This window comes from Muricoccus radiodurans (assembly GCF_050154705.1).
Lineage (GTDB): Bacteria > Pseudomonadota > Alphaproteobacteria > Acetobacterales > Acetobacteraceae > Roseomonas > Roseomonas radiodurans.
The window spans coordinates 2,657,143-2,677,177 of the sequence record NZ_CP189561.1; the positions used below are offsets into that span (position 1 = coordinate 2,657,143).

Consider the following 20,035-nt stretch of genomic DNA (forward strand, 5'->3'; position numbering starts at 1 on the left):
ACGGCCGCCGCAAGACGCCAGCCTCGCCGACGATGCCGGGTGAGGGACGGCATCCGGTCCAGCGTGGCCGGGGACGCATCCGGGCTCATGAAATGATGGTCAGGCATGATGGCAGAACGCCCCGGCCCCTTGTCTGTTGACCAGATGGTCAATAACTCAGATGCGATATAGGCTTATTGACGCCTCGGTCAATAGAGGCGGGAGGGGTGGTTGAGCGAAGAGCGGCAGCGGACGGAAACGCGGCATTCGGCCCTTCCCCGCCGGCGCCTGACCGCGGCCGAGCGGCTGCCCCAGATCCTGGAAGCGGCCCTGGAGGAGTTCGCCGAGAACGGCTTCGGCGGCGCCAGCATGGCCGGTGCCGCCGCCCGGGCGGGCGTCGCGAAGGGTTTGATCTACCACTACTTTCCGGGAAAGGCGGAGCTCTTCGCCGCGGTGGTGCGCTCCTGCGTCCAGCCCCTGTTCGATGAGGCGGAGCGACTCGTCGCGGACCACTCCGGTTCGCCCACGGCCCTTCTCCGGCGTCTCGTCGAGCTGGGCTATGCCCGCATCGCGGCTGAGGAGCGCGAAGCCCTCATGTTCAAGCTCCTGATCGCCGAGGCCGACCGCTTCCCCGAGCTCGCCGCCTTCTACCGAACCGAGGTGCTCTCGCGCGCCCTCGCTTTAGCCGGGGCGGTGGTCCGGGCCGGCGTCGCGGTGGGTGAGTTCCGCCCGGACGCGGCCGATGAACCCGGTCTGGCCGCGGTGCTGCTCGCCCCGATCACCATGGCCGCCGTCTGGCGCCTCATGCTCGGCCCGGCGGAGGCACCGTCGCTTGACGCCATGTGCCGCGCACACACGGCTCTCGTGGTGAACGGGTTGAGGAGCCCTCAGCGCCAGCCGTCCTGACACGTCTCCCACGCCGAGCCGCCCATCAGGCCGAGTCCCCTACGGCCTGGGGCAAGCAGCCGCGGATCCAGGTCGCGAAGGCGTCGACCGTGGATCGCTGTGCCGCCGCTTCCGTCATCACGAGGTGATAGCCGGTCCCGTCCCGCAGCACCTCGGGAAAGGGTCGCACGAGACGGCCGGCGCTGATCGCGTCGGAGACGAGGATGTCCCAGGCCATCGCGATCCCCTGCCCGGCCTCGGCCGCTGCCAGCGCCAGGGCCGTCTCGTCGAAGCGGGGACCGGGCCCGGCAAGGGCGGGCTCCAGCCCGGCCGCGGACAACCAGGCACTCCAGTCGTCGCGCTCGGCATAGCGCAGGAGCGTGAGGCGGCCGAGGAGCGCCGCCGGGGACCGTTCCTCCGCCGGATCCGGCAGAAGGGCCGGCGAGAGGACGGGGAACTTCGCCGCCTCGGTCAGCGGCCGGACGATGTGGCCGGGCCAGTCGCCGCGGCCGGTCCGGATCGCCACGTCCACGTCTGCGCCGTGGAGCTGCGCGAAGTAGCGGTGCGTCTCCAGCCGCAGGTCGATCCAGGGGTGCCGCCGGACGAAGTCGCCGATCCGTGGCGCCAGCACCCGCATGGCGAAGGTCCGCGCCGCCGAGACGACGAGGGTTGTCCGCCCACGCGGCTGGCCGATGCGGAGGAACCCGGCCTCCATCTGCCGCAGTCCGCGGCCGACATAGTCGGCCAGCAGATCCCCAGCCTCGGTCAAGCGAAGCCCGCGCGGGCCGCGCGTGAAGAGCGGCTCTGACAGCCGTTCCTCCAGGGCCTTGATCTGGCGGCTCACGGCGCCTTGGGTGATGCCCAGCTCCGTCGCTGCCCGGCCCATGTTCAGGTGCCGCGCTGCCGCGTCGAAGACTCGCAGGGCCTGGAGGGGAAGGTTCGCGTAGCCATGAGCTGAACTCATGGCGCGGCAGCCTACGGCGCCGCTTCCGGCCGGGCCATCCCCCGCCGAAGATCGTCCCGACGATGGAGCGACCGCCCCCGATGCCATCCCCCACGACCTTCGATCCGGTGACCCTGCAGATCCTCTGGAGCCGCCTGATCTCCGTGGCGGACGAGGCGGCGGCGGCGCTGCTGCGGACCTCCTTCTCCACCATCGTCCGGGAATCGAATGACTTCGCGACCGTGCTGATGGACGCGAACGGGGACAGCCTCGCGGAGAACTCGATCGGCATCCCCTCCTTCGTCGGGCTGCTGCCGCGCACGCTCCGGCACATGCTGGCCGACATCCCGCTGGAGGAGCTGCGGCCCGGCGACTGCCTCATCACCAACGACCCCTGGATGGGCACCGGCCACCTGCTGGACATCACCATGGCCGCGCCGATCTTCCACAAGGGGAAGCTCGTCGGCTTTTCCGGCGCCACCTCGCACATGCCGGACATGGGCGGCGCGCCCTGGTCCGCCGACTGTCAGGAGATCTACGAGGAAGGGCTACGCATCCACCCCACGAAGTTCCTGATCGAGGGGCGGGAGAACCGCGACGTCGTCCGGTTCATCCGCGGCAATGTGCGGGTATCGGACCTGGTGATGGGCGATATCTACGCGCAGGTGAACGCGCAGCGCGTCTGCGCCCGGCAAGTGCAGGAGCTGCTGGACGACACGGGCCTGTCGGACCTCACCGCCCTCTCCGCCACGCTCCAGGCGCGGGCAGATGCGGCGATGCGGCGGGCCATTGCCGCCCTGCCGGACGGCACCTGGCGCGGCGTCACCCATGCGGATGGCTACGAGGACGAGAAGACCCGCATCGAGTGCGCCGTGACGATCGAGGGCGACCGGCTGAGTGTGGATTACGCCGGCACCTCCCCGCAGATCACGCGCGGGCTGAACTCGCCGATGAACTACACCTACGCCTATTCCGTCTATCCGCTGAAATGCGCGCTCGACCCGCTGACGCCGCGCAACGAGGGCTCCTACCGCGCCGTCACCGTCACGGCGCCGGAGCGCAGCATCCTCAACCCGCTGCACCCCGCACCCTGCAATGCGCGGCACCTGACCGGCCTCTTCCTCTCGGGCGCGATCTACCAATGCCTGTCCCAGATCGTGCCGGAGAAGGTGATCGCCGACAGCGCCTCCCCCTGCCCGCGCCCCGTCACGACGGGGCGCGACCGGAACGGGACGCGGTTCAGCCAGGTGCTGTTCGGCGCCGGCGGCATGGGCGCCTCGGCCTCCGGGGATGGGCTGAACACCACCGCCTTCCCGACCAATTCCGGCTCCGGCAGCATCGAGGCCTATGAGGCGAGCGCGCCGATTATCGTCTGGCGCAAGGACCTCCTGCCGGACAGCGGCGGCCCCGGGAAGTACCGCGGTGGCCTCGGCCAGGAGATCGAGCTGGAGGTGGTGACGGACGAGACGGTCCGCCTCTCCCTCCTCTCCGACCGGATGGAGAACCCGGCGGAGGGGCTGGGCGGCGCGTCCCCCGGCGCCCCCGCCCTGGTGCAGCTGCAGGACGGTCGGCGGCCGCACCCGAAGTCGCGCTCCCTGCTGCAGCCCGGCGACCGGCTGACGATGCATCTCGGCGGCGGCGGGGGCTACGGCCCGGCCGCGGAGCGCGACCCGGAGGCGGTGCGCCGGGACCTGGAGGACGGCTACATCACGCCAGAGGGCGCGCGCCGCGACTACGGAGTCGAAGCATGAGTGGCCCGATCCGCATCGGCGTCGACGTCGGCGGCACCTTCACCGACTTCGTGCTGGTGGACGACGCGAAGGGGCGCGTCCTGAATGGCAAGCGCCTGACCACGCCGGACGATCCCGGCCGCGCGATCCTGGAAGGGCTGGACCGCATCCTGGCCGAGGCCGGCGCGGGCTACGCCGACGTGCGGGGCGTCGTGCACGGTACCACCCTCGTCACCAACACCGTCATCGAGCGCAAGGGCGCGCGCGTCGGCCTGATCACCACCCGGGGCTTCCGCGACAGCCTCGAGATGGGCAAGGAGATGCGCTATGATCTCTACGACCTCTTCCTGGAGAAGGCGGAGCCGATCGTGCCCCGCCCGCGCCGGCTGGCGGTCCCGGAGCGCAGCAGCGCGCAGGGCGCGGAGCTGGTCCCGCTGGACGAGGCCGCGCTGCGCGACGCCGCCCGCCAGCTGAAGGCGGCCGGCGTAGAGGCGGTCGCGGTCTGCTTCCTGCACAGCTATGTCGCGCCGGCGCATGAGCGCCGCGCGGGCGAGATCCTGGCCGAGGAGCTGCCGGGCATTCCCGTCACCCTCTCCTCCGACGTCGCGCCGGAGATCCGGGAGTACGAGCGCGCCAACACCGCCTGCGTGAACGCCTATGTCCAGCCGCTGATGGACCGCTACCTCGGTGAGCTGGAGGCGGCGCTCGTCCGGCGCGGCCTGGGCGGCCCGCTGCACGTCATGCTCTCGGGCGGCGGTATCGCGACGGTCCGGATGGCGCGCCAGCAGCCCGTGCACCTGATCGAATCCGGCCCCGCGGCCGGCGCCACCGCCGCCATGCACCACGGCCGCATCGCCGGCGTCGAGGACATGATCTCCTTCGACATGGGCGGCACCACCGCGAAGATGTGCCTCATCGAGGGCGGCGAGGCCGAGCACGCCTCCACCTTCGAGGCCGCACGGGTGAAGCGCTTCCGCAAGGGCTCCGGCCTGCCCCTGAAGGTGCCGGTGATCGATCTGATCGAGATCGGCGCCGGCGGCGGCTCCGTCGCGCAGGCGAGCGAGATGGGCCTGCTGACGGTCGGCCCGGAGAGCGCAGGATCGGTGCCCGGCCCCGTCTGCTACGCCCGCGGCGGAAAGCGCCCGACCGTGACGGACGCCGACCTCCTGCTGGGCTATCTCTCGCCCGACTACTTCCTCGGCGGCGAGATGGCGCTCGATCGCGCCGCGGTGGAACGGGCGGTGGAGGATCACCTCGCCCGCCCCCTCGGGCTGACGGTGCTCGAAGCAGCCGCCGGCATCCACAGCATCGTCAACGAGAACATGGCCGCCGCCACCCGCATGTACGTGGCGGAGAAGGGGCGCGATCCCCGGCGCTACGCCATGCTCGCCTTCGGCGGCGCGGGTCCGGTGCACGCCTATGGGCTGGCGAAGCTGCTGAAGCTGTCGCGCGTCATCGTGCCGGCGGGGGCGGGCGTCGCCTCGGCGCTCGGCTTCCTCGTCGCCGCGCCCGGCCTCGACCTCGTCCGCAGCGGCGTGCAGCGCTTGGCCGCGGTGGACTGGACGCGCATCGCCGCCGACTTCGCCGCGATGGAAGCGGAAGCCCGCACCGCGCTGGAAGAGGCCGGCGCTGCCCCGGGCGACGTCACCTTCCGTCGTACCGCCGACATGCGATACCTCGGCCAGGGCTTCGAAATCTCAGTGCCATTGGACGGGCTCGATGCCACCTCGGTGGAAGCCGCATTCGCCGAAGCTTACCAGCGCCTCTTCGACCGCCGCATCGAGGGCGTGCCGATCGAGCTGCTGAGCTGGCGCCTGCACGCCGCCTCCTCCCGCCCCGCCGTCCCCTCCGCCGCGCCGGCGCGGGGCGAGGGCTCGGCGCTGAAGGGCCGCCGCGACGTCTGGTTCGCCGCGACGGGCCTGGCGCCCTGTGCCGTCTATGACCGCTACCGCCTCCGTCCCGGCCAGCGCATCCAGGGCCCTGCCGTGGTGGAGGAGCGGGAATCCACCGTCGTGGTCGGCCCCGATGCGAGCTTCCAGCTCGACACCCACGGCAACCTCCTGATCGACATCGACCCCGCCGCCTACGCCGCCGCCGAGAGCGACGCCGCGGCCGACTGAGGAGCCCCATCCATGGCGAAGTCCGCCTCTCACCTCTGGCTCGACGGCAAGGTTGTCCCCTGGGCCGAGGGCACGATCCACGTCTCGACCGAGGCGGTCCTGCGCGGCGAAAACGTCTTCGAGGGCGAGCGCGCCTATTGGAGCGAGGCGCATGGCGAGCTCTACCTCTTCCGCCACGCCGACCACATCCGGCGGCTGCGCGATTCCGCCAAGATCATGCGGATGTGGTCGGCGTGGCGGAAGAGGTAGAGCTCGCCATGCGCCTCGCTCCAATAGGCGCATGGCGAGCTCTACCTCTTCCGCCACGCCGACCACATCCGGCGGCTGCGCGATTCCGCCAAGATCATGCGGATGAGCATTCCCTATGACGATGCCCAGATCGAGGCGGCTTGCCTCGATCTGGGCATCGTCATAGGGAATGCTCATCCGCATGATCTTGGCGGAATCGCGCAGCCGCCGGACGGCGTGGCGGAAGAGGTAGAGCTCGCCATGCGCCTATTGGAGCGAGGCGCATGGCGAGCTCTACCTCTTCCGCCACGCCGACCACATCCGGCGGCTGCGCGATTCCGCCAAGATCATGCGGATGAGCATTCCCTATGACGATGCCCAGATCGAGGCGGCTTGCCTCGATCTGGGCATCGTCATAGGGAATGCTCATCCGCATGATCTTGGCGGAATCGCGCAGCCACCCAGATGTGGTCGGCGTGGCGGAAGAGGTAGAGCTGAGCATTCCCTATGACGATGCCCAGATCGAGGCGGCTTGCCTCGATCTAATCCGCGCCTGCGGCTACCGCGACAGCACCCATTTCCGCCCGGTCGCCTATTTCGCGGAGGGCGAGCTGACCGACTACAAGCCGGAGGAGATCCGGACGGGGATGTTCATCCTCGCCTTCTCCATGCCGACGAAGCCGGGCTTCACCGCCGGCGTGAAGTCCTGCACCTCCACCTGGCGCCGCTCCCCCGACCTGACCGCGCCGTCCCGCGTGAAGGCGGGCGCGAACTACCACAACTCCCGCCTCGCCTACATCGAGGCGCGGCTGAACGGCTTCGGCCCGCCCGTGATGCTGAACCACGCCGGCAAGGTGGCCGAAGGACCGGGCGCCTGCATCATGATCGTGCGCAACGGCACCCTGATCACCCCGCCCGTGACGGCCGACATCCTGGAAAGCGTGACGCGCGACACGCTCATGCGCCTCGCCCGCGACGAGCTCGGCGTGGAGGTCATCGAGCGCGAGGTGGACCGCTCCGAGCTCTACATCGCGGATGAGGCCTTCTTCTGCGGCAGCGGTGCCGAGGTGCTCCCGATCAACTCGGTGGATCACTACGACGTCGGCACCGGCCAGCCCGGCGAGATGACGCGGGAGCTGCAGCGCCTCTACTTCGAGGCGGCCCGCGGCTTGCTTCCGCAGTACCGCCACTGGCTCACCCCCGTCTACGGCACGGCCGGCACCCGCGCCGCCGCCGAGTAGACCCCTCGCGCAAGGACCCCCGCGATGACCGGACAGACCCGCCGCGCCCTGCTCGCCGCCCTGCCGGCCTCGCTGGCCATGCCCGCCCCGCTGCGGGCGCAGACGGTGAATCGCGACGTGCGGCTGGTGGTCGGCTTCGCGGCCGGCGGCAGCGTGGACGCGCTGGCGCGCATCGTGGCGCAGCAACTGCCGCCGATCATCGGCCGCAACGCGGTGGTGGAGAACCGCACCGGCGCGGGCGGTTTCGTGGGGCTTCAGACCGTTGCGAATTCGGCGCCCGATGGCCATGTCCTGGCCGTCGCCTCCGGCTTCAACCTCGCCGTCTCCCCGGTGCTGCCGGGCGCGACCATGCCGATCAACCCGGACACGGAGCTGGTGCCGATCGGCGGCCTCGGCCGCGGCGCGATGGTGCTGGTCGCGCGTCCCGACGCGCCCTTCCGGACCATGGCGGAGTTCATCGCCTATGCGAAGCGGCCCGGTGCGAACACCACCTGCGGCCATGGCGGCGCCGGCTCCTCCCCGCACCTGATGGCCGCGCGCATGGCGCAGCTCGCGGGGATCACCCTGGAATACGTCGCCTATCGCGGCGGCGCCCCGGCCCTGCTGGACCTGATCGCCAGCCGCTTCGACGTCTATTTCGCCCTTCTCCCCGAAGCCCTTCAGCACATCCGCAACGGCGCCATGCGCCCGCTGGCCGTCGCCACCGCGGAGCCACACCCGACCTTGCCCGACGTGCCACTGATGAAGGACACGCTGCCCGGCATGGTCGGCGGAAGCTGGTGGGGCCTGTCCGGACCAAAGGGCCTGCCGCCGGAATGGGTGGCCTTCTGGTCCGGAACGATGCGCCGGGTGCTGGAGATGCCGTCCGTCCGTCAGCGGCTGACGGAAGGGCTGATCGACCAATCCGATCCCTCCACCGCCGCCTTCCAGGCGGAGATCGCCTCCGAGCGCCGCATCTGGGACGAGGTGATCCGCAAGGCCGGCATTCGCGTTTCCGAATAGGGATTGTTCATGACCCGCAGCGTCGGCCGCCTCGTCGCGGAGAGTCTCGCGGCGCACGGCGCCGACCTTCTCTACTGCGTGCCGGGGGAGAGCTTCCTCGGCCTGACCGACGCGCTGGTGGACGTGCCGGCGTTGCGCCTGATCGTCTGCCGGCACGAGGGTGGCGCAGCCTACATGGCCTGCGCGGACGGCCGGATGCGGGATGGTCGCGCGGGCGTCTGCCTCGTCTCGCGCGGGCCCGGCGTGTCCAACGCCATGATCGGCCTGCACACCGCCTTCCACGACGCCGTGCCGATGATCCTGCTGGTGGGGGACATCGAGCGGCGTGACCGAGGCCGCGGCGCGCTGCAGGAGCAGGACTACCGCAAGCTCCTGGCCGACATGACGAAGGCCGTGATCCCCGTGGACCTCGCCTCCCAGGCCTCGGAGGCGATCGCGCGGGCCTTCCACGTCGCGGAGAGCGGCACGCCCGGGCCCGTGGCCGTGATCCTGCCAGAGGACGTGCTGGACGATCCGGCGGAGGACGTACCGCTGTCCCGGCCCCGACTGCGCGCCACGCCCGGGCCGTCATCGGACACCCTGGACGAACTCGCCGCCCGCCTCGCGGCCGCGGAACGGCCGGTGGTCTATGTCGGCAGCGCGATGGACGGCCCGCCCGAGCGCCTGGACGCGCTGCGCCGGATGGCCGAGGCCTGGGGCCTGCCCGTCTGCCCCACCCATCGCCGCCCGCACCTCTTCGACGCCGATCACCCCCACCACGGCGGCTACATCGGCAACCGCGTGCAGAAGCCGCTGATGGATGCGCTGCGCGAAGCCGACCTGCTCGTCGCGCTGGGCGAGCGGATGACCGACGTGGTCAGCCAGTCCTACAGCTTCCCCGCCGCGCCGGACCCGCAGGTCCCCTTCGTCCACGTCTGGCCCGATCCGTCCGAGATCAACCGCGTCTTCCGCGCCGACCTCGCCATCCCCGCCGACCCGCACACGGTGGTGGAGGCACTGCTTCGCCGCGCGCCGCAGGCCGCGCCGGACCGGGCGGCGTGGATCGCGCGGCTGCACGGGTTGCACCGCGACCTCACGGCGCCGCGCTGGGAGCCGGCGCCCGACGGCGTGAACTTCGCCGCCGTCTGCGTGGCCTTGGCGGAGCGGCTGCCGCGCGACGCGATCCTCACGACCGATGCCGGGAACTTCACCTCCTTCGTCCACCGCTACGTGCCCTTCCGCACCTCCAACATTTTCCTCGGATCGGCGGTGGGCGGCATGGGGGCGGCGGTGCCGATGGCCGTCGCTGGCGCGCTGCGCCATCCCGGCAGGACCTCCGTCGCCGTCGTGGGCGATGGCGGCGCGCTGATGACGGGCAACGAGATCGCCACCGCCATGCGCCACGGCGTCGCGCCCCTCATCCTGATCGCCGACAACGGCACTTACGGCTCGATCGGGATGCACCACGCGAACCGCTATCCCGGCCGGCCCTTCGCCGAGGCGGCGGACCTGGTGAACCCCGATTTCGCCGCCTGGGCCCGCGCCTTCGGGGCGGACGGGCACACCATCGCGACGGAAGCCGACATCGCCCCGGTCCTGGACGCCGCCCTGGCGCCGCGCGAGCGTCCGGCGGTGGTACATGTCCGGGCCTCAGCCCAGCAGGTCACGGCCTGGCGCCGCCGGGCCTGACGAGACTTCTGCCGCCCGGGCCCTGTCGGCACCGGGCCGTGCCCGACTATGCTCCCGGCCGATCAACATCCGGGAGACGCCGTCTTGGCCCGCACCATGCTCCGCGCCGCGCATATCATCGCCTGGCAGGACGGCGCGCACCGTCACCTCCGGGACGGCGTGGTGGTCTGGGAGGGCAACAGGATCCTCCATGTCGGCCGCGAGTTCGACGGCCCCTGCGACACGGTCATCGACGCCGGGACGCGCGTGGTCACGCCGGGCTTCATCAATACCCATGTCCACCTAACCGAATCCCCCCTCGACAAGAGCTTCGTCGAGGATCGCGGCCCCCGGCAGTTCTATCTCTCCGGCCTCTACGAGTTCCTGACCGCCCGGGACGGCGCGATCAGCGACACGGCGCGGCGCGCCTGCGTCTCCTACTCCGTCCCGGAACTCCTGATGACCGGCACGACGACGGTGATGGAGATCGGCGGCCACGGCGACTGGGTGGTGGAGGAGTGCGGCCGCGCCGGCCTGCGCGCCTATGTCGGGGAGGTCTATCGCTCCGGTCGCTGGTTCACCGCGAATGGCCGCCGCGTGGATTACGAGTGGTATCCGGATGACGGGATGGGCGCCTTCCAGAAAGCCGTGGACTTTATCGAGCGGGTGGACGGCCGCCACAACGGCCGCACCCGCGGATTTCTCACGCCGACCCAGGTGGACACCTGCTCCGAGGCGCTGCTCCGCCGTTCCCGCGCCGCGGCGACGGAGATGCGCGTCCCCCTGGCGCTGCACACCTCGCAGTCCGTCATCGAGTTCCAGGAGATGACGCGCCGCAACGCCTGCACGCCCATCGAGTGGCTGCGGAGCATCGGCTTCCTCGGCCCCGACGTCATTCTCGGCCACTGCATCATCCCCGGCGAGAGCAGCTGGGCGAACTACCAGGCCGACGACATCGGCATCCTGGCGGACACCGGCACCAACGTCGCGCACGCGGTCTGGGTCTTCGCGCGCCGCGGCATCGCGATGGAGAGCTTTTCCAAGTACCTCGCGCGCGGCGTCAACATGACTCTGGCGACCGATACCTGCCCGCAGAGCATGATCGAGGCGATGCGCTGGACGGCGGTGGTGAGCAAGATCGTGGATCGCCGGACGGAGGTCGCGACCGCCGCCGACGTGTTCAACGCCGCGACGGTGGCCGGCGCGAAGGCTCTGGGCCGCGACGACCTCGGCCGCATCGCGCCCGGTGCCATGGCCGACCTGCTGATCTGGGACGGGGAGAGCGTCCACATGACGCCGCTGCGCGATCCCGTGCGCAACATCGTCTACTCCGCCCAGGCCGAGGACCTGCGGGACGTCGTCATCGATGGCGCCTATGTCATGCGGGACCGCGTGGTGCCCGGCTTCGACCCCGTGGCGCTGGGGCGTGGCGTGCAGGAAGCGGCGCAGGCCATGTGGGACGGCATGGTCCACTGCGACTGGGCGGGCCGCGACGTGGAGACGCTCAGCCCGTCCTCCTTCGCGGCCTTCCGCGCTTAGGCGAGCACCAACTCGGCGCATCGATTGTAGACAGTTGCGGCGCGCCGGTGTTAGCTGTCCGGGCGCGCCAAAGAGAAGCGGACACCATCCGCCGGAGATGACAAGGGAGGATGTAGCGATGCGGGATTTCTCAGGTTCCGCGCGGACTGGAGCGTTCGGACGCCGGACGCTTCTCGGCGCGTCCTTGGTCATGGCCGCGGCCGCGCTTCTTCCGCGGCCGGCTCGAGCACAGGCTTACCCGACAGGCCCGGTCCGGCTCATCGTGCCTTACCCGCCCGGCGGGGCCACTGACCTCATCGGCCGGCAACTGGCCGAGGGCCTCGCGCGTCGTCTCGGCCAATCGGTCATTGTCGACAATCGCGCCGGCGCGGCTGGGGCCGTGGGCGTTGCTGCGACGGCGTCCTCGGCGCCGGACGGCTATACGGTGGTTCTGGCGGGGTCGAACAACGTCGCGGTGGACCCGCAGCAGGAACGCCTGCCCTATCGTCCCGCCACTGACCTCGTGCCCGTGGCGCCGGCCGCCGCTCTTCCCTATGTCGTCTTCGCCCACCCGTCCTTCGCGCCGAACACGATCGCCGAGCTGATCGCGGCCGCGAAGCGCGCGCCCGGCACGATCAACTTCGCCTCCTCCGGGATCGGAGGCCCGCCGCACATGGCGAGCGAGCTGCTGCGCGCCATGGCCGGGATCGACGTGGTCCACGTTCCCTATCGCGGCGCCGTGCCCGCCGTCACGGACGTGGTGGGCGGGCGCGTGCAGTTCATGACGGGCGACGTGAACACGGCGCTGCCCTTCCTCCAGTCCGGCCAGTTGAAGGCCATCGCGACCACCGGCCGCCAGCGCATGGCGCTGCTCCCGAACGTGCCGACCGTCGCGGAAAGTGGCCTGCCCGGCTACGAGGCGGAGGGTTGGTTCGGCATCTTCGCCCCCGCCCGCACACCGGAGGACGTGGTCGCGCGGTTGGCCCGCGACATCGATTCCGCGATGCAGGACCCCGCTTATGTCGAGCGGATGGCTGGCTTCGGCGGACGTCCCATGCGGATGCCGCCGGCCGAGTTCCAGCGCTTCATCGCCTCCGAGACGCGCATCCGCTCCGACCTGATCCGGACGAACGGCATCGCGCTGGAATAGCGTCTGCCACCCGGCCCGATCCCGCGAGAGAGCCCATGCCGTCCGATACCCCCTTTCCCCGCCTCTTCTCGCCCCTGCGCCTCGGCCCGCGGGAGGCCGCCAACCGGATCATGCGGCTGCCGACGAACAGCGCCATGGCGGAGCGGAGCCGGCCGACCGACGCGATGACCGCCTACTACGCCAGCCTGGCGCGCGGCGGGGCCGGCAGCATCGTGACCGAAGGCTTCGCGGTGCATGCCGCCAGCACGCGCGGCGACCGCCTCGTCGCGCTGTTCGACCGCGAGGCCATCCCGGCCCTCTCGCGCTTTGCCACCGGCGTCCAGCAGCACGGGGCCTTGCTGATCGCGCAACTCATCCATGGTGGGCGCCAGCACCACACGGTGCGGACGGCGCCGCTGCTCTGGGGCCCTTCCGCCATCGCCTGCCCCTATAGCGGCGGCGTGCCCCATCCGATGAGCTCGGACGAGATCGAGGAGGTGATCGCCTCCTTCGCCCTCTCCGCCGCGAATGCGCGGGAGGCCGGGTTCGCCGGCGTGGAAATCCACGGCGCCCAGGGCTACCTCCTCCAGCAATTCGCCTCGCCCCTCAGCAACCGGCGCGACGACGTCTATGGCGGCAGCTTCGAGAACCGGCTCCGCTTCGCCCTGCGCGTGATCGAGGCCGTGCGATCCAGCGCCGGACCCGACATGGTCGTCGGCTATCGCCTCGGCCTCGATGAATTCGTCCCCGGCGGGCTGACCGCCGAGGATGGCCGCCGCATCGCCGCCGTGGTCTCGTCGACGGGCGCGGTGGACTACCTTTCCCTCAGCCAGGGCACCTTCGCCTCGATCGAGATGCACCTGCCCGACCGGCATCTTCCGCCCGCCGCCTTCACCGCTCTTCACGCCGGCGTGCGGCCGCACGCCCACAGCCTGCCGCTGATCACCAGCGGCCGCATCGGACACCCGGACACCGCGGAGGCGCTCCTGGAATCCGGGGCTGCCGACATGATCGGCCTGTCACGGGCGCTGACCGCCGATGCGGAATGGCCAGCCAAGGCGCGGCGCGGCCATCTCTCCGCCATCCGCCCTTGCATCGCCTGCAACGAGTGCTGGTCCGCCATCACGAATGGCGACCGGCTGCGCTGCGTCGTGAACCCGACCTTGGGTGCGCCACCGGCCCCGGCGGCGGGCGCCGGACCACGCGTGATCGTCGTAGGTGGCGGCCCCGCGGGTCTGGAAGCGGCCTGCACCCTGGCCGAAGCCGGCGCGCGGGTGGCGCTTTGGGAAAGCGCCGCCAAACTCGGCGGCAAGCTGCGCGAGACCGCCGGCCTGCCGCACCAGGCCGAACTCGGCGCCTTCGCCGACCACCTCGTGGCGCGCGCCGCCGACGCCGGCGTTGCGATCCGGACCGGCCACCACGCCACCGCGGACCTGATCCGCGCCGAACGGCCCGACGCGGTCCTTCTCGCGACCGGTGCGGGCGGCAACGCCTTCTCGCTGGCTTCGGACGGCTCACTGCCCCTGATCAGCGACATCCCCGGGACGCTGCCACCACCCGATCCCACGCGCCCCGTCATCCTACACGACGCCGACGGCGCGAACTGGACGAGCGCCGTCGCGGAGGGGATCGCCGCGGCCGGGCATCGCGTGCTCCTCGTCACCCGCTTCTTCGAGCCGCTGCGCGCACTCTCGACCGTATCCCGCATCTTCGCCCTGCGCGAGCTCGACCGGCTCGGTGCCACTTGGCTCACGAACCGCGAGCCCCTCCGCATCGACGGGGGCGCCGTGATTCTGCTGGATCGCCTCTCCGGCCGGGAAGAACGCATCGGGGCCGCCGCGCTGGTCCTGACCGGCGCGCAACAGCCGCTCGGCGCGATGGCCGAGGAGCTGCGCGCACACGGCATCAGGACGATCACGATCGGCGATGCCGTCGCGCCGCGGCGCCTGTCCGACGCGCTGTCCGATGCGATTGCGGCGGCACGGCGCCTGATGGTAGGTGCCGCAACGACGGACCAGACCCGCCCCGGTGCGGGCGCCCCGGGAAACGGAAAGGAGTTGGCAGCATGAGCGATGCCCAGACATCAGGCAGCACGTCACAGGCCCCCGGCTTCTACCGCTTCCGCATCGGCGCGTTCGAGGTGGTGGCCCTGCATGACGGCGTGGTCGTCCGGGATCGCCCCGCGGGCTTCGTGCGCAACGCCAGCGACGAGGAGGTGGGCGAGGCCTTCGCCGCGCTCGGCATGCCACGCGACAAGCTCACCCTGACCTTCACGCCGCTGGCCATCCGGACCGGCAACGGCGTCGTCCTGATTGATACCGGCTTCGGCGAGGGCGGCCCCCCCGGCACCGGCCGGACCCTGTCCAACCTCGCCGCCGCCGGCATCGCGCCGGAGGAGGTGTCGACCGTTCTCATCAGCCACTTCCACGGGGACCACATCGCCGGCCTGCGTCGCAAGGACGGCACGCCGGTCTACCCGAAGGCCGAGATCGCGGTGCCCGAGCCGGAATGGGCCTTCTGGATGGACGATGCCCGCATGGCCGTCGCACCGGAGGGACTGAAGCCGAATTTCGGCCTCGTGCGCCAGGCCTTCGGCCCAGACGCGGGCTCCGTGCGCCGCTTCGGCTGGGGCGACGAGGTTCTGCCCGGCTTCACCGCCATCCAGGCGAACGGGCACACCCCCGGCATGACGGCCTTCACCATCGGCTCCGGCAACGAGTCGATGATGTTCGTCGCCGACATCACCAACAACCCGCTCATCTTCGCCCGCCATCCCGACTGGCAGGCGATGTTCGACATGGACCCGGAGCAGACGATCGCCACGCGCCGGCGCATCCTGGATCAGGCCGCGGCGGACAAGATGCGTGTGTCCTTCTATCATGCTCCCTTCCCCGCCACGGGCTACATCCTGCGCAACGGATCGGGATACGAGTTCGCCCCGGCCCTGTGGACCAATCCGGCCGGCTAGTTCGATCTGGCGGCAGGTCCCCGCTGGCCGGCACGGCATGTCCTCGGAAACCTCCTCCCTCGTGGACGGCGTCGTTGCCCGGCTAGAGGAGGAGATCATCACCGGCCGTCTCGCCATGGGCGCGCGCCTGGGCGAGCAGGCTCTGGCGGATCGCCTCGGCGTCAGCCGCGGCCCGCTGCGGGAGGCCCTGCGGCGGCTGGAAGGCCGTCGCCTCATCGTGCGCAAGCACAATGTCGGCGCCCAGGTCGCGGAGATCACGACCGAAGCGCTGATGGAAATGCTCGTCCTCCGCGAGGCGCTGGAGGGTATGGCCGCGCGCCTGGCCGCCCGCGCCATGGCGGATCAGGAGATCAACGAGCTCGAGCAGCTCGTCGCCGTGCAGGTCGAGAAGGAACGGCGGTCCGAGTATTCCCCGGAGTACCAGTCCCCGAACCTCGATTTCCACCTGCACATCGTCCGGGGCAGCCGCAACCGGCAGCTGCATGAGATGCTCTACGGCGATCCCCTCTCCTTCCTGCGCGTCTTCCGCTACCGCGGCAGCGCCCTGGTCCTGCGCACACCCCAGGCTCTGGCGGAGCACCGCGCCATCGTCGCCGCCATCGCCGCGCGCGATCCGGATACGGCGGAGACAGCGATGCGCTCCCACTTGCGGAACGCCCATGCGAATATCCTGGCCAACGTGCCGCGGTGACGCGCGATCCCGATGTGTTGGTCGTGGTGACTCCGGGGAAAGGGAGGAAGAATTCTCTCTCTCCCCGGCTCCCTCACCCGCTTCTCTTTTTGTCAGGCTGCCGCGGAAGGCGGAGACGGGGTCACGCCCACCTCAACCTTCCGCGGCAACCTGATGGAAAGAGATGAGTAGGGGCCCGGGGGAGAATTCCCTCTCCCCCCGGGAGTTCACCCGCGTCACATCAGGCGCGACGACGCTCTATTCGGCCGCTGCCACGTACCGCCGCTCCAGCGCCTGGAAGCGGTCGTGATCGACGAAGCGCTGGCGGTCCTGGAAGGAGACGATCGCGTCTTCTAACCCTTCCACCGAGCCCTTCTCCTGCAAGCTGGTCAGGACCTTCTTCATCCCGGCCAATGCGGCTTGCAGCGCGGCATTCGCGTAGACAACGGCCGCGTAGCCCATCGCGCCCAACTCCTGGCTGGGCAGAACAGGCGTCTTGCCGCCGATCACCATGTTGCAGATGTGGATGCCCGGCGCCTGGGCGGTGACCGCGGCCAGTTCCTCCCGATTCAGCGGCGCCTCGACGAAGAGGATGTCAGCGCCAGCCTCCCGGTAAAGGTTGGCCCGCTCGATCGCGTCCTCCAGCCCGTGCGATGCGCGGGCATCGGTGCGCGCCAGGATCATCAGGGCCTCATCCGTACGGGCATCCACGGCAGCCTTGATCTTCTGCACCATTTCCGCCCGTGGGATCACGGACTTCCCCTCGAAATGGCCGCACCGCTTCGGGAAGACCTGGTCCTCCAGCATGATGGAGTTCGCGCCCGCCCGCTCCAACATGCGAATGACACGATGAACGTTCACGGCGTTCCCGAACCCCGTGTCGGCATCCACGATGATCGGGATGGAGACCGCGTCGCGAATGGCCCAGACATGGTCCACCAGTTCGCTCAGCGACACGAGGCCGACATCCGGCACGCCGAGAAAGGTGTTGGCAATGCCGGCACCGGTGACGAAGGTCGCCTTGTAGCCGCAAGCCTCGATGACACGGGCAGCCAAGGCGTTGGCGCAGCCCGGCATCAGCACACCCGCGCCGGGCTGCATGAGGTCGCGCAGCACCCGGCTCAGTTCGCTCGACATCGCCCATTCCCTCCCTCTTCCGAAGAGAAGCTATATTGTCTACGATATGCCTTGGCAAATTCGCGGTTGACCGCTTCAGAGCCTTTTTTGGACCGGGCTGGCGACGAAATTGTAGACACAATCCAGGGGAGGATGGGATGTCGCATTCGTTAGGCGATCGTCTCGACGCGCGCGGTACGATGAGCGTCGGCGATCGCGCCTACCGCTTCTTCCGGCTGGACGCGCTGCGGTCCCTGCCCGGGAGTGACCTCGACCGTCTCCCTATCCCTCTGAAGATTCTGTTGGAGAACCTCCTCCGCCACGAGGATGGGGAGACCGTGACGGCCGAGGACATCGCCAACCTCGCGGGCTGGCCGTCGAACCCGAACCGGGGTGGCGAGATCGCATACTTCCCCGTGCGCGTGCTGATGCCGGATTCATCCGGCATCCCGCTCATGGCCGACCTGACGGCGATGCGCGATGCCATGCGCCGGATGGGCGGCGATCCGCGCGCCGTAAACCCGGTGATTCCCGTAGACATGGTGGTGGACCACTCCGTCACCGCGGAGTTCAGCGGCTCGCCGGACGCTTATGACCGCAACCTGGAACTGGAGTACCGGCAGAACCACGAGCGCTACAGCTTCCTGAAATGGTGCGCCGAGCATTACGACCGCTACCGCGTTCTGCCGCCGGGGCACGGCATCCTGCACCAGATCAACCTGGAGCACCTGACGCGTCCGATCTGGAGCGCCCCGATCGGCAATGAAACCTACGCCTTTCCTGACACCCTCGTCGGGATGGACAGCCACACGCCGATGATCAACGCCGCCGGCGTGCTCGGCTGGGGCGTCGGCGGGATCGAGGCCGGTTCGGCCATGCTGGGTCAGCCGATCTCCCTTGCGATCCCGGAGGTCGTCGGCTGCCACCTGTACGGAAAGCGCCGCCCGGGCGTGACGAGCACCGACCTCGTGCTCGCCATCACCCAGGCGCTGCGGGCCATGCGCGTTGTCGGGAAGCTCGTGGATTTCACCGGACCCGGCGCGGCCGCGCTTTCCCTGACTGATCGCGCGACGATCGCGAACATGGCCCCGGAATACGGTGCCACCATGGGCTTCTTCGCCATCGACGAGGAGACGCTGCGCTACCTTCGCATGACCGGCCGGTCAGAGGCGGACGTCGCGCTCGCGGAAGCCTATGCCAAGGCCCAGGGCATGTGGGGCGGCGAGGCGCGGGACACCGTCTACAACGACCGGATCAGCATCGACCTCGGCGCGGTGGAGCCCGCCATGGCGGGCCCGCGCCGCCCGCAGGATCGCCACCGTCTCTCCGCCGTTCCGGCGAGCTTCCGTGATGCCTTCCCCGCGCGCCCCGCAAGCCCTGCACCGCATGGCGAACGGGCGATGCGGGACGGCGACGTGATCATCGCCTCCATCACCTCCTGCACGAACACCTCCAACCCCTCCGTCCTGATGGCCGCCGGGCTCCTGGCGCGCAACGCCGCCGCGCGCGGCCTGCGGCCGAAGCCCTGGGTGAAAACCTCCCTCTCCCCGGGATCGCGCGTCGTGGCGGATTATCTGGAAGCGGCAGGCTTGCGGGCGCCGCTGGATGCGCTCGGCTTCCACATCGTGGGTTACGGCTGCATGACCTGCGCCGGCGGCTCCGGCTCCGTCGCGCCGGCCGTGGAGGAGGCGGTGGCGGCGGAGGATCTCGTCGTGTCCGTCGTGCTCTCCTCCAACCGCAACTTCGAGGGACGCATCCATCCCCTGGCCAAGGCGGCCTATATCGGCTCCCCGCCGCTCGTCATCGCCTACGCGCTTGCCGGCTCCGTCCTCACGGACCTGGAAGCCGATCCGCTCGGTCATGACCGCTCCGGCCAGCCCGTCCACCTCCGCGACCTCTGGCCCGACGATGCGGAGATCGAGAACCTCGTCCGTCAGCACGTCACGCCCGATCTCTTCCGGCGCCGCTACGGCACGGGCTTCGAGCCGGACCGCTTCTGGCAAGCCATGTCCGGGCAGAGTGACGAGGTCTTCCACTGGGACCCGGCCAGCGACTACCTCGTCCGGAATCCCTTCTTCGATGATCTTCCGGAGAACCCGCGTGACGCGTCGGACATCACCGGTGCCCGCGCGCTTCTCATCCTCGGGGACAGCGTGAACACGGATCATATCTCGCCCGCCGGCGCCATCTGGTCCAGCAGCGCCGCGGCCACCTACCTCCGCTCGCGCGGCGTCGGCCCGAAGGACTTCCACTCCTTCCTCTCTCGGCGCGGCAACCACCACGTGATGATGCGCGGCGCCTGGGCCAACCGGCTTCTCAGGAACGAGATGCTACCGGACATGGAGGGTGGCCACGCGCGCCATATCCCCAGTGGCGAGGTGATGTCCGTCTTCGACGCCGCCGCCCGTTACAGGTCCGAGGACGTGCCGGTAATCGTCGTGGCCGGCGCCGAGTACGGCAGCGGCTCGTCCCGCGACTGGGCGGCGAAGGGCGCCAACCTTCTCGGCGTCCGGGCCGTGCTGGCAGAGAGCTTCGAGCGGATTCACCGCTCCAACCTCGTCGGCATGGGCGTCCTGCCCCTGCAGTTCCCGGACGGCGTGACGCGCAGGACCCTCGGCCTCGATGGCAGCGAGCGCTTCGACATCCTCGGACTCGCGCCCCGGATCACGCCGAAGTCGCAGGCCACCCTGCGGATCACGAAATCCGATGGGAGCAGCCAGGGCGTGACGGTCCTGTGCCGGCTCGACACCGCCCGGGAGATCGACTGGTACCTCAACGGCGGCGTGCTGCAGTATGTCTTCCGCAACCTGCTCCGGTCCACGATTCACTAAGAGCTCCGACGCTGGCCGCCCCTTCCCG

Annotated in this window: 16 protein-coding genes; 13 read left to right on the forward strand and 3 right to left on the reverse strand. The window is 70.3% G+C overall.

Annotated elements, in window-relative coordinates; translation table 11 throughout:
- Positions 1–210: 210 nt before the first annotated feature.
- Positions 211–885, forward strand: a complete 675-nt coding sequence (locus ACP6CK_RS13025) for a TetR/AcrR family transcriptional regulator (RefSeq protein ID WP_426959426.1) — start codon at positions 211–213, stop codon at positions 883–885.
- A gap of 25 nt (positions 886–910) precedes the next feature.
- Here ACP6CK_RS13025 and ACP6CK_RS13030 read toward each other — a convergent pair whose 3' ends face one another.
- Positions 911–1,828, reverse strand: a complete 918-nt coding sequence (locus ACP6CK_RS13030) for a LysR substrate-binding domain-containing protein (RefSeq protein WP_426959427.1) — start codon at positions 1,826–1,828, stop codon at positions 911–913.
- A gap of 80 nt (positions 1,829–1,908) precedes the next feature.
- Here ACP6CK_RS13030 and ACP6CK_RS13035 point away from each other — a divergent pair, with 80 nt between their 5' ends.
- The 3 genes from ACP6CK_RS13035 to ACP6CK_RS13045 are packed head-to-tail and all read left to right on the forward strand — an operon-like array spanning position 1,909 to position 5,906.
- Positions 1,909–3,558 (forward strand): hydantoinase B/oxoprolinase family protein, encoded by a 1,650-nt coding sequence (locus tag ACP6CK_RS13035; protein ID WP_426959429.1) that lies wholly within the window; start codon positions 1,909–1,911, stop codon positions 3,556–3,558.
- Positions 3,555–5,657 (forward strand): hydantoinase/oxoprolinase family protein, encoded by a 2,103-nt coding sequence (locus ACP6CK_RS13040; RefSeq protein ID WP_426959430.1) that lies wholly within the window; start codon positions 3,555–3,557, stop codon positions 5,655–5,657. The genes ACP6CK_RS13035 and ACP6CK_RS13040 overlap by 4 nt, the downstream gene beginning before the upstream one ends.
- 12 nt (positions 5,658–5,669) lie before the next feature.
- Positions 5,670–5,906, forward strand: coding sequence for a hypothetical protein (locus tag ACP6CK_RS13045; RefSeq protein ID WP_426959431.1), 237 nt, complete (start codon positions 5,670–5,672; stop codon positions 5,904–5,906).
- A 160-nt stretch (positions 5,907–6,066) separates the two neighbouring features.
- Here ACP6CK_RS13045 and ACP6CK_RS13050 read toward each other — a convergent pair whose 3' ends face one another.
- On the reverse strand, positions 6,067–6,315 hold the full coding sequence (locus ACP6CK_RS13050) for a hypothetical protein (RefSeq protein ID WP_426959432.1): 249 nt from the start codon (positions 6,313–6,315) through the stop codon (positions 6,067–6,069).
- A 4-nt stretch (positions 6,316–6,319) separates the two neighbouring features.
- Between ACP6CK_RS13050 and ACP6CK_RS13055 the strand changes: the two genes are divergently transcribed.
- From ACP6CK_RS13055 to ACP6CK_RS13090, 8 genes are all read left to right on the forward strand, one after another.
- Positions 6,320–7,126 (forward strand): aminotransferase class IV, encoded by an 807-nt coding sequence (locus ACP6CK_RS13055; RefSeq protein ID WP_426959434.1) that lies wholly within the window; start codon positions 6,320–6,322, stop codon positions 7,124–7,126.
- A 24-nt stretch (positions 7,127–7,150) separates the two neighbouring features.
- On the forward strand, positions 7,151–8,128 hold the full coding sequence (locus tag ACP6CK_RS13060) for a Bug family tripartite tricarboxylate transporter substrate binding protein (RefSeq protein WP_426959435.1): 978 nt from the start codon (positions 7,151–7,153) through the stop codon (positions 8,126–8,128).
- Between the two features lie 9 nt (positions 8,129–8,137).
- Positions 8,138–9,796: a thiamine pyrophosphate-binding protein gene (locus tag ACP6CK_RS13065; protein ID WP_426959436.1), complete on the forward strand. Its 1,659-nt coding sequence runs from the start codon at positions 8,138–8,140 to the stop codon at positions 9,794–9,796.
- 84 nt (positions 9,797–9,880) lie between these two features.
- Positions 9,881–11,314, forward strand: a complete 1,434-nt coding sequence (locus ACP6CK_RS13070; RefSeq protein ID WP_426959437.1) for a chlorohydrolase family protein — start codon at positions 9,881–9,883, stop codon at positions 11,312–11,314.
- Between the two features lie 262 nt (positions 11,315–11,576).
- The gene (locus ACP6CK_RS13075) at positions 11,577–12,443 is read left to right on the forward strand and encodes a tripartite tricarboxylate transporter substrate-binding protein (protein ID WP_426959438.1); all 867 of its coding nucleotides are present in this window, start codon (positions 11,577–11,579) and stop codon (positions 12,441–12,443) included.
- Positions 12,444–12,478: 35 nt separating this feature from the next.
- Positions 12,479–14,491 (forward strand): FAD-dependent oxidoreductase, encoded by a 2,013-nt coding sequence (locus ACP6CK_RS13080; protein ID WP_426959439.1) that lies wholly within the window; start codon positions 12,479–12,481, stop codon positions 14,489–14,491.
- A complete protein-coding gene (locus tag ACP6CK_RS13085; RefSeq protein ID WP_426959441.1) occupies positions 14,488–15,390 on the forward strand; it encodes an MBL fold metallo-hydrolase in 903 nt (300 codons plus the stop codon). Before ACP6CK_RS13080 ends, ACP6CK_RS13085 begins: the two co-directional genes overlap by 4 nt.
- Before the next feature lie 37 nt (positions 15,391–15,427).
- Positions 15,428–16,081, forward strand: a complete 654-nt coding sequence (locus ACP6CK_RS13090; RefSeq protein ID WP_426959442.1) for a GntR family transcriptional regulator — start codon at positions 15,428–15,430, stop codon at positions 16,079–16,081.
- Positions 16,082–16,318: 237 nt separating this feature from the next.
- On the opposite strand, the gene ACP6CK_RS13095 is transcribed toward ACP6CK_RS13090, so the two are convergent.
- Complete coding sequence (locus tag ACP6CK_RS13095) at positions 16,319–17,197, reverse strand: isocitrate lyase/PEP mutase family protein (protein ID WP_426959443.1); 879 nt, start codon at positions 17,195–17,197, stop codon at positions 16,319–16,321.
- Between the two features lie 137 nt (positions 17,198–17,334).
- Between ACP6CK_RS13095 and acnA the strand changes: the two genes are divergently transcribed.
- Positions 17,335–20,007 (forward strand): aconitate hydratase AcnA, encoded by a 2,673-nt coding sequence (acnA, locus tag ACP6CK_RS13100; RefSeq protein WP_426959444.1) that lies wholly within the window; start codon positions 17,335–17,337, stop codon positions 20,005–20,007.
- The last annotated feature ends 28 nt before the right edge of the window (positions 20,008–20,035 follow it).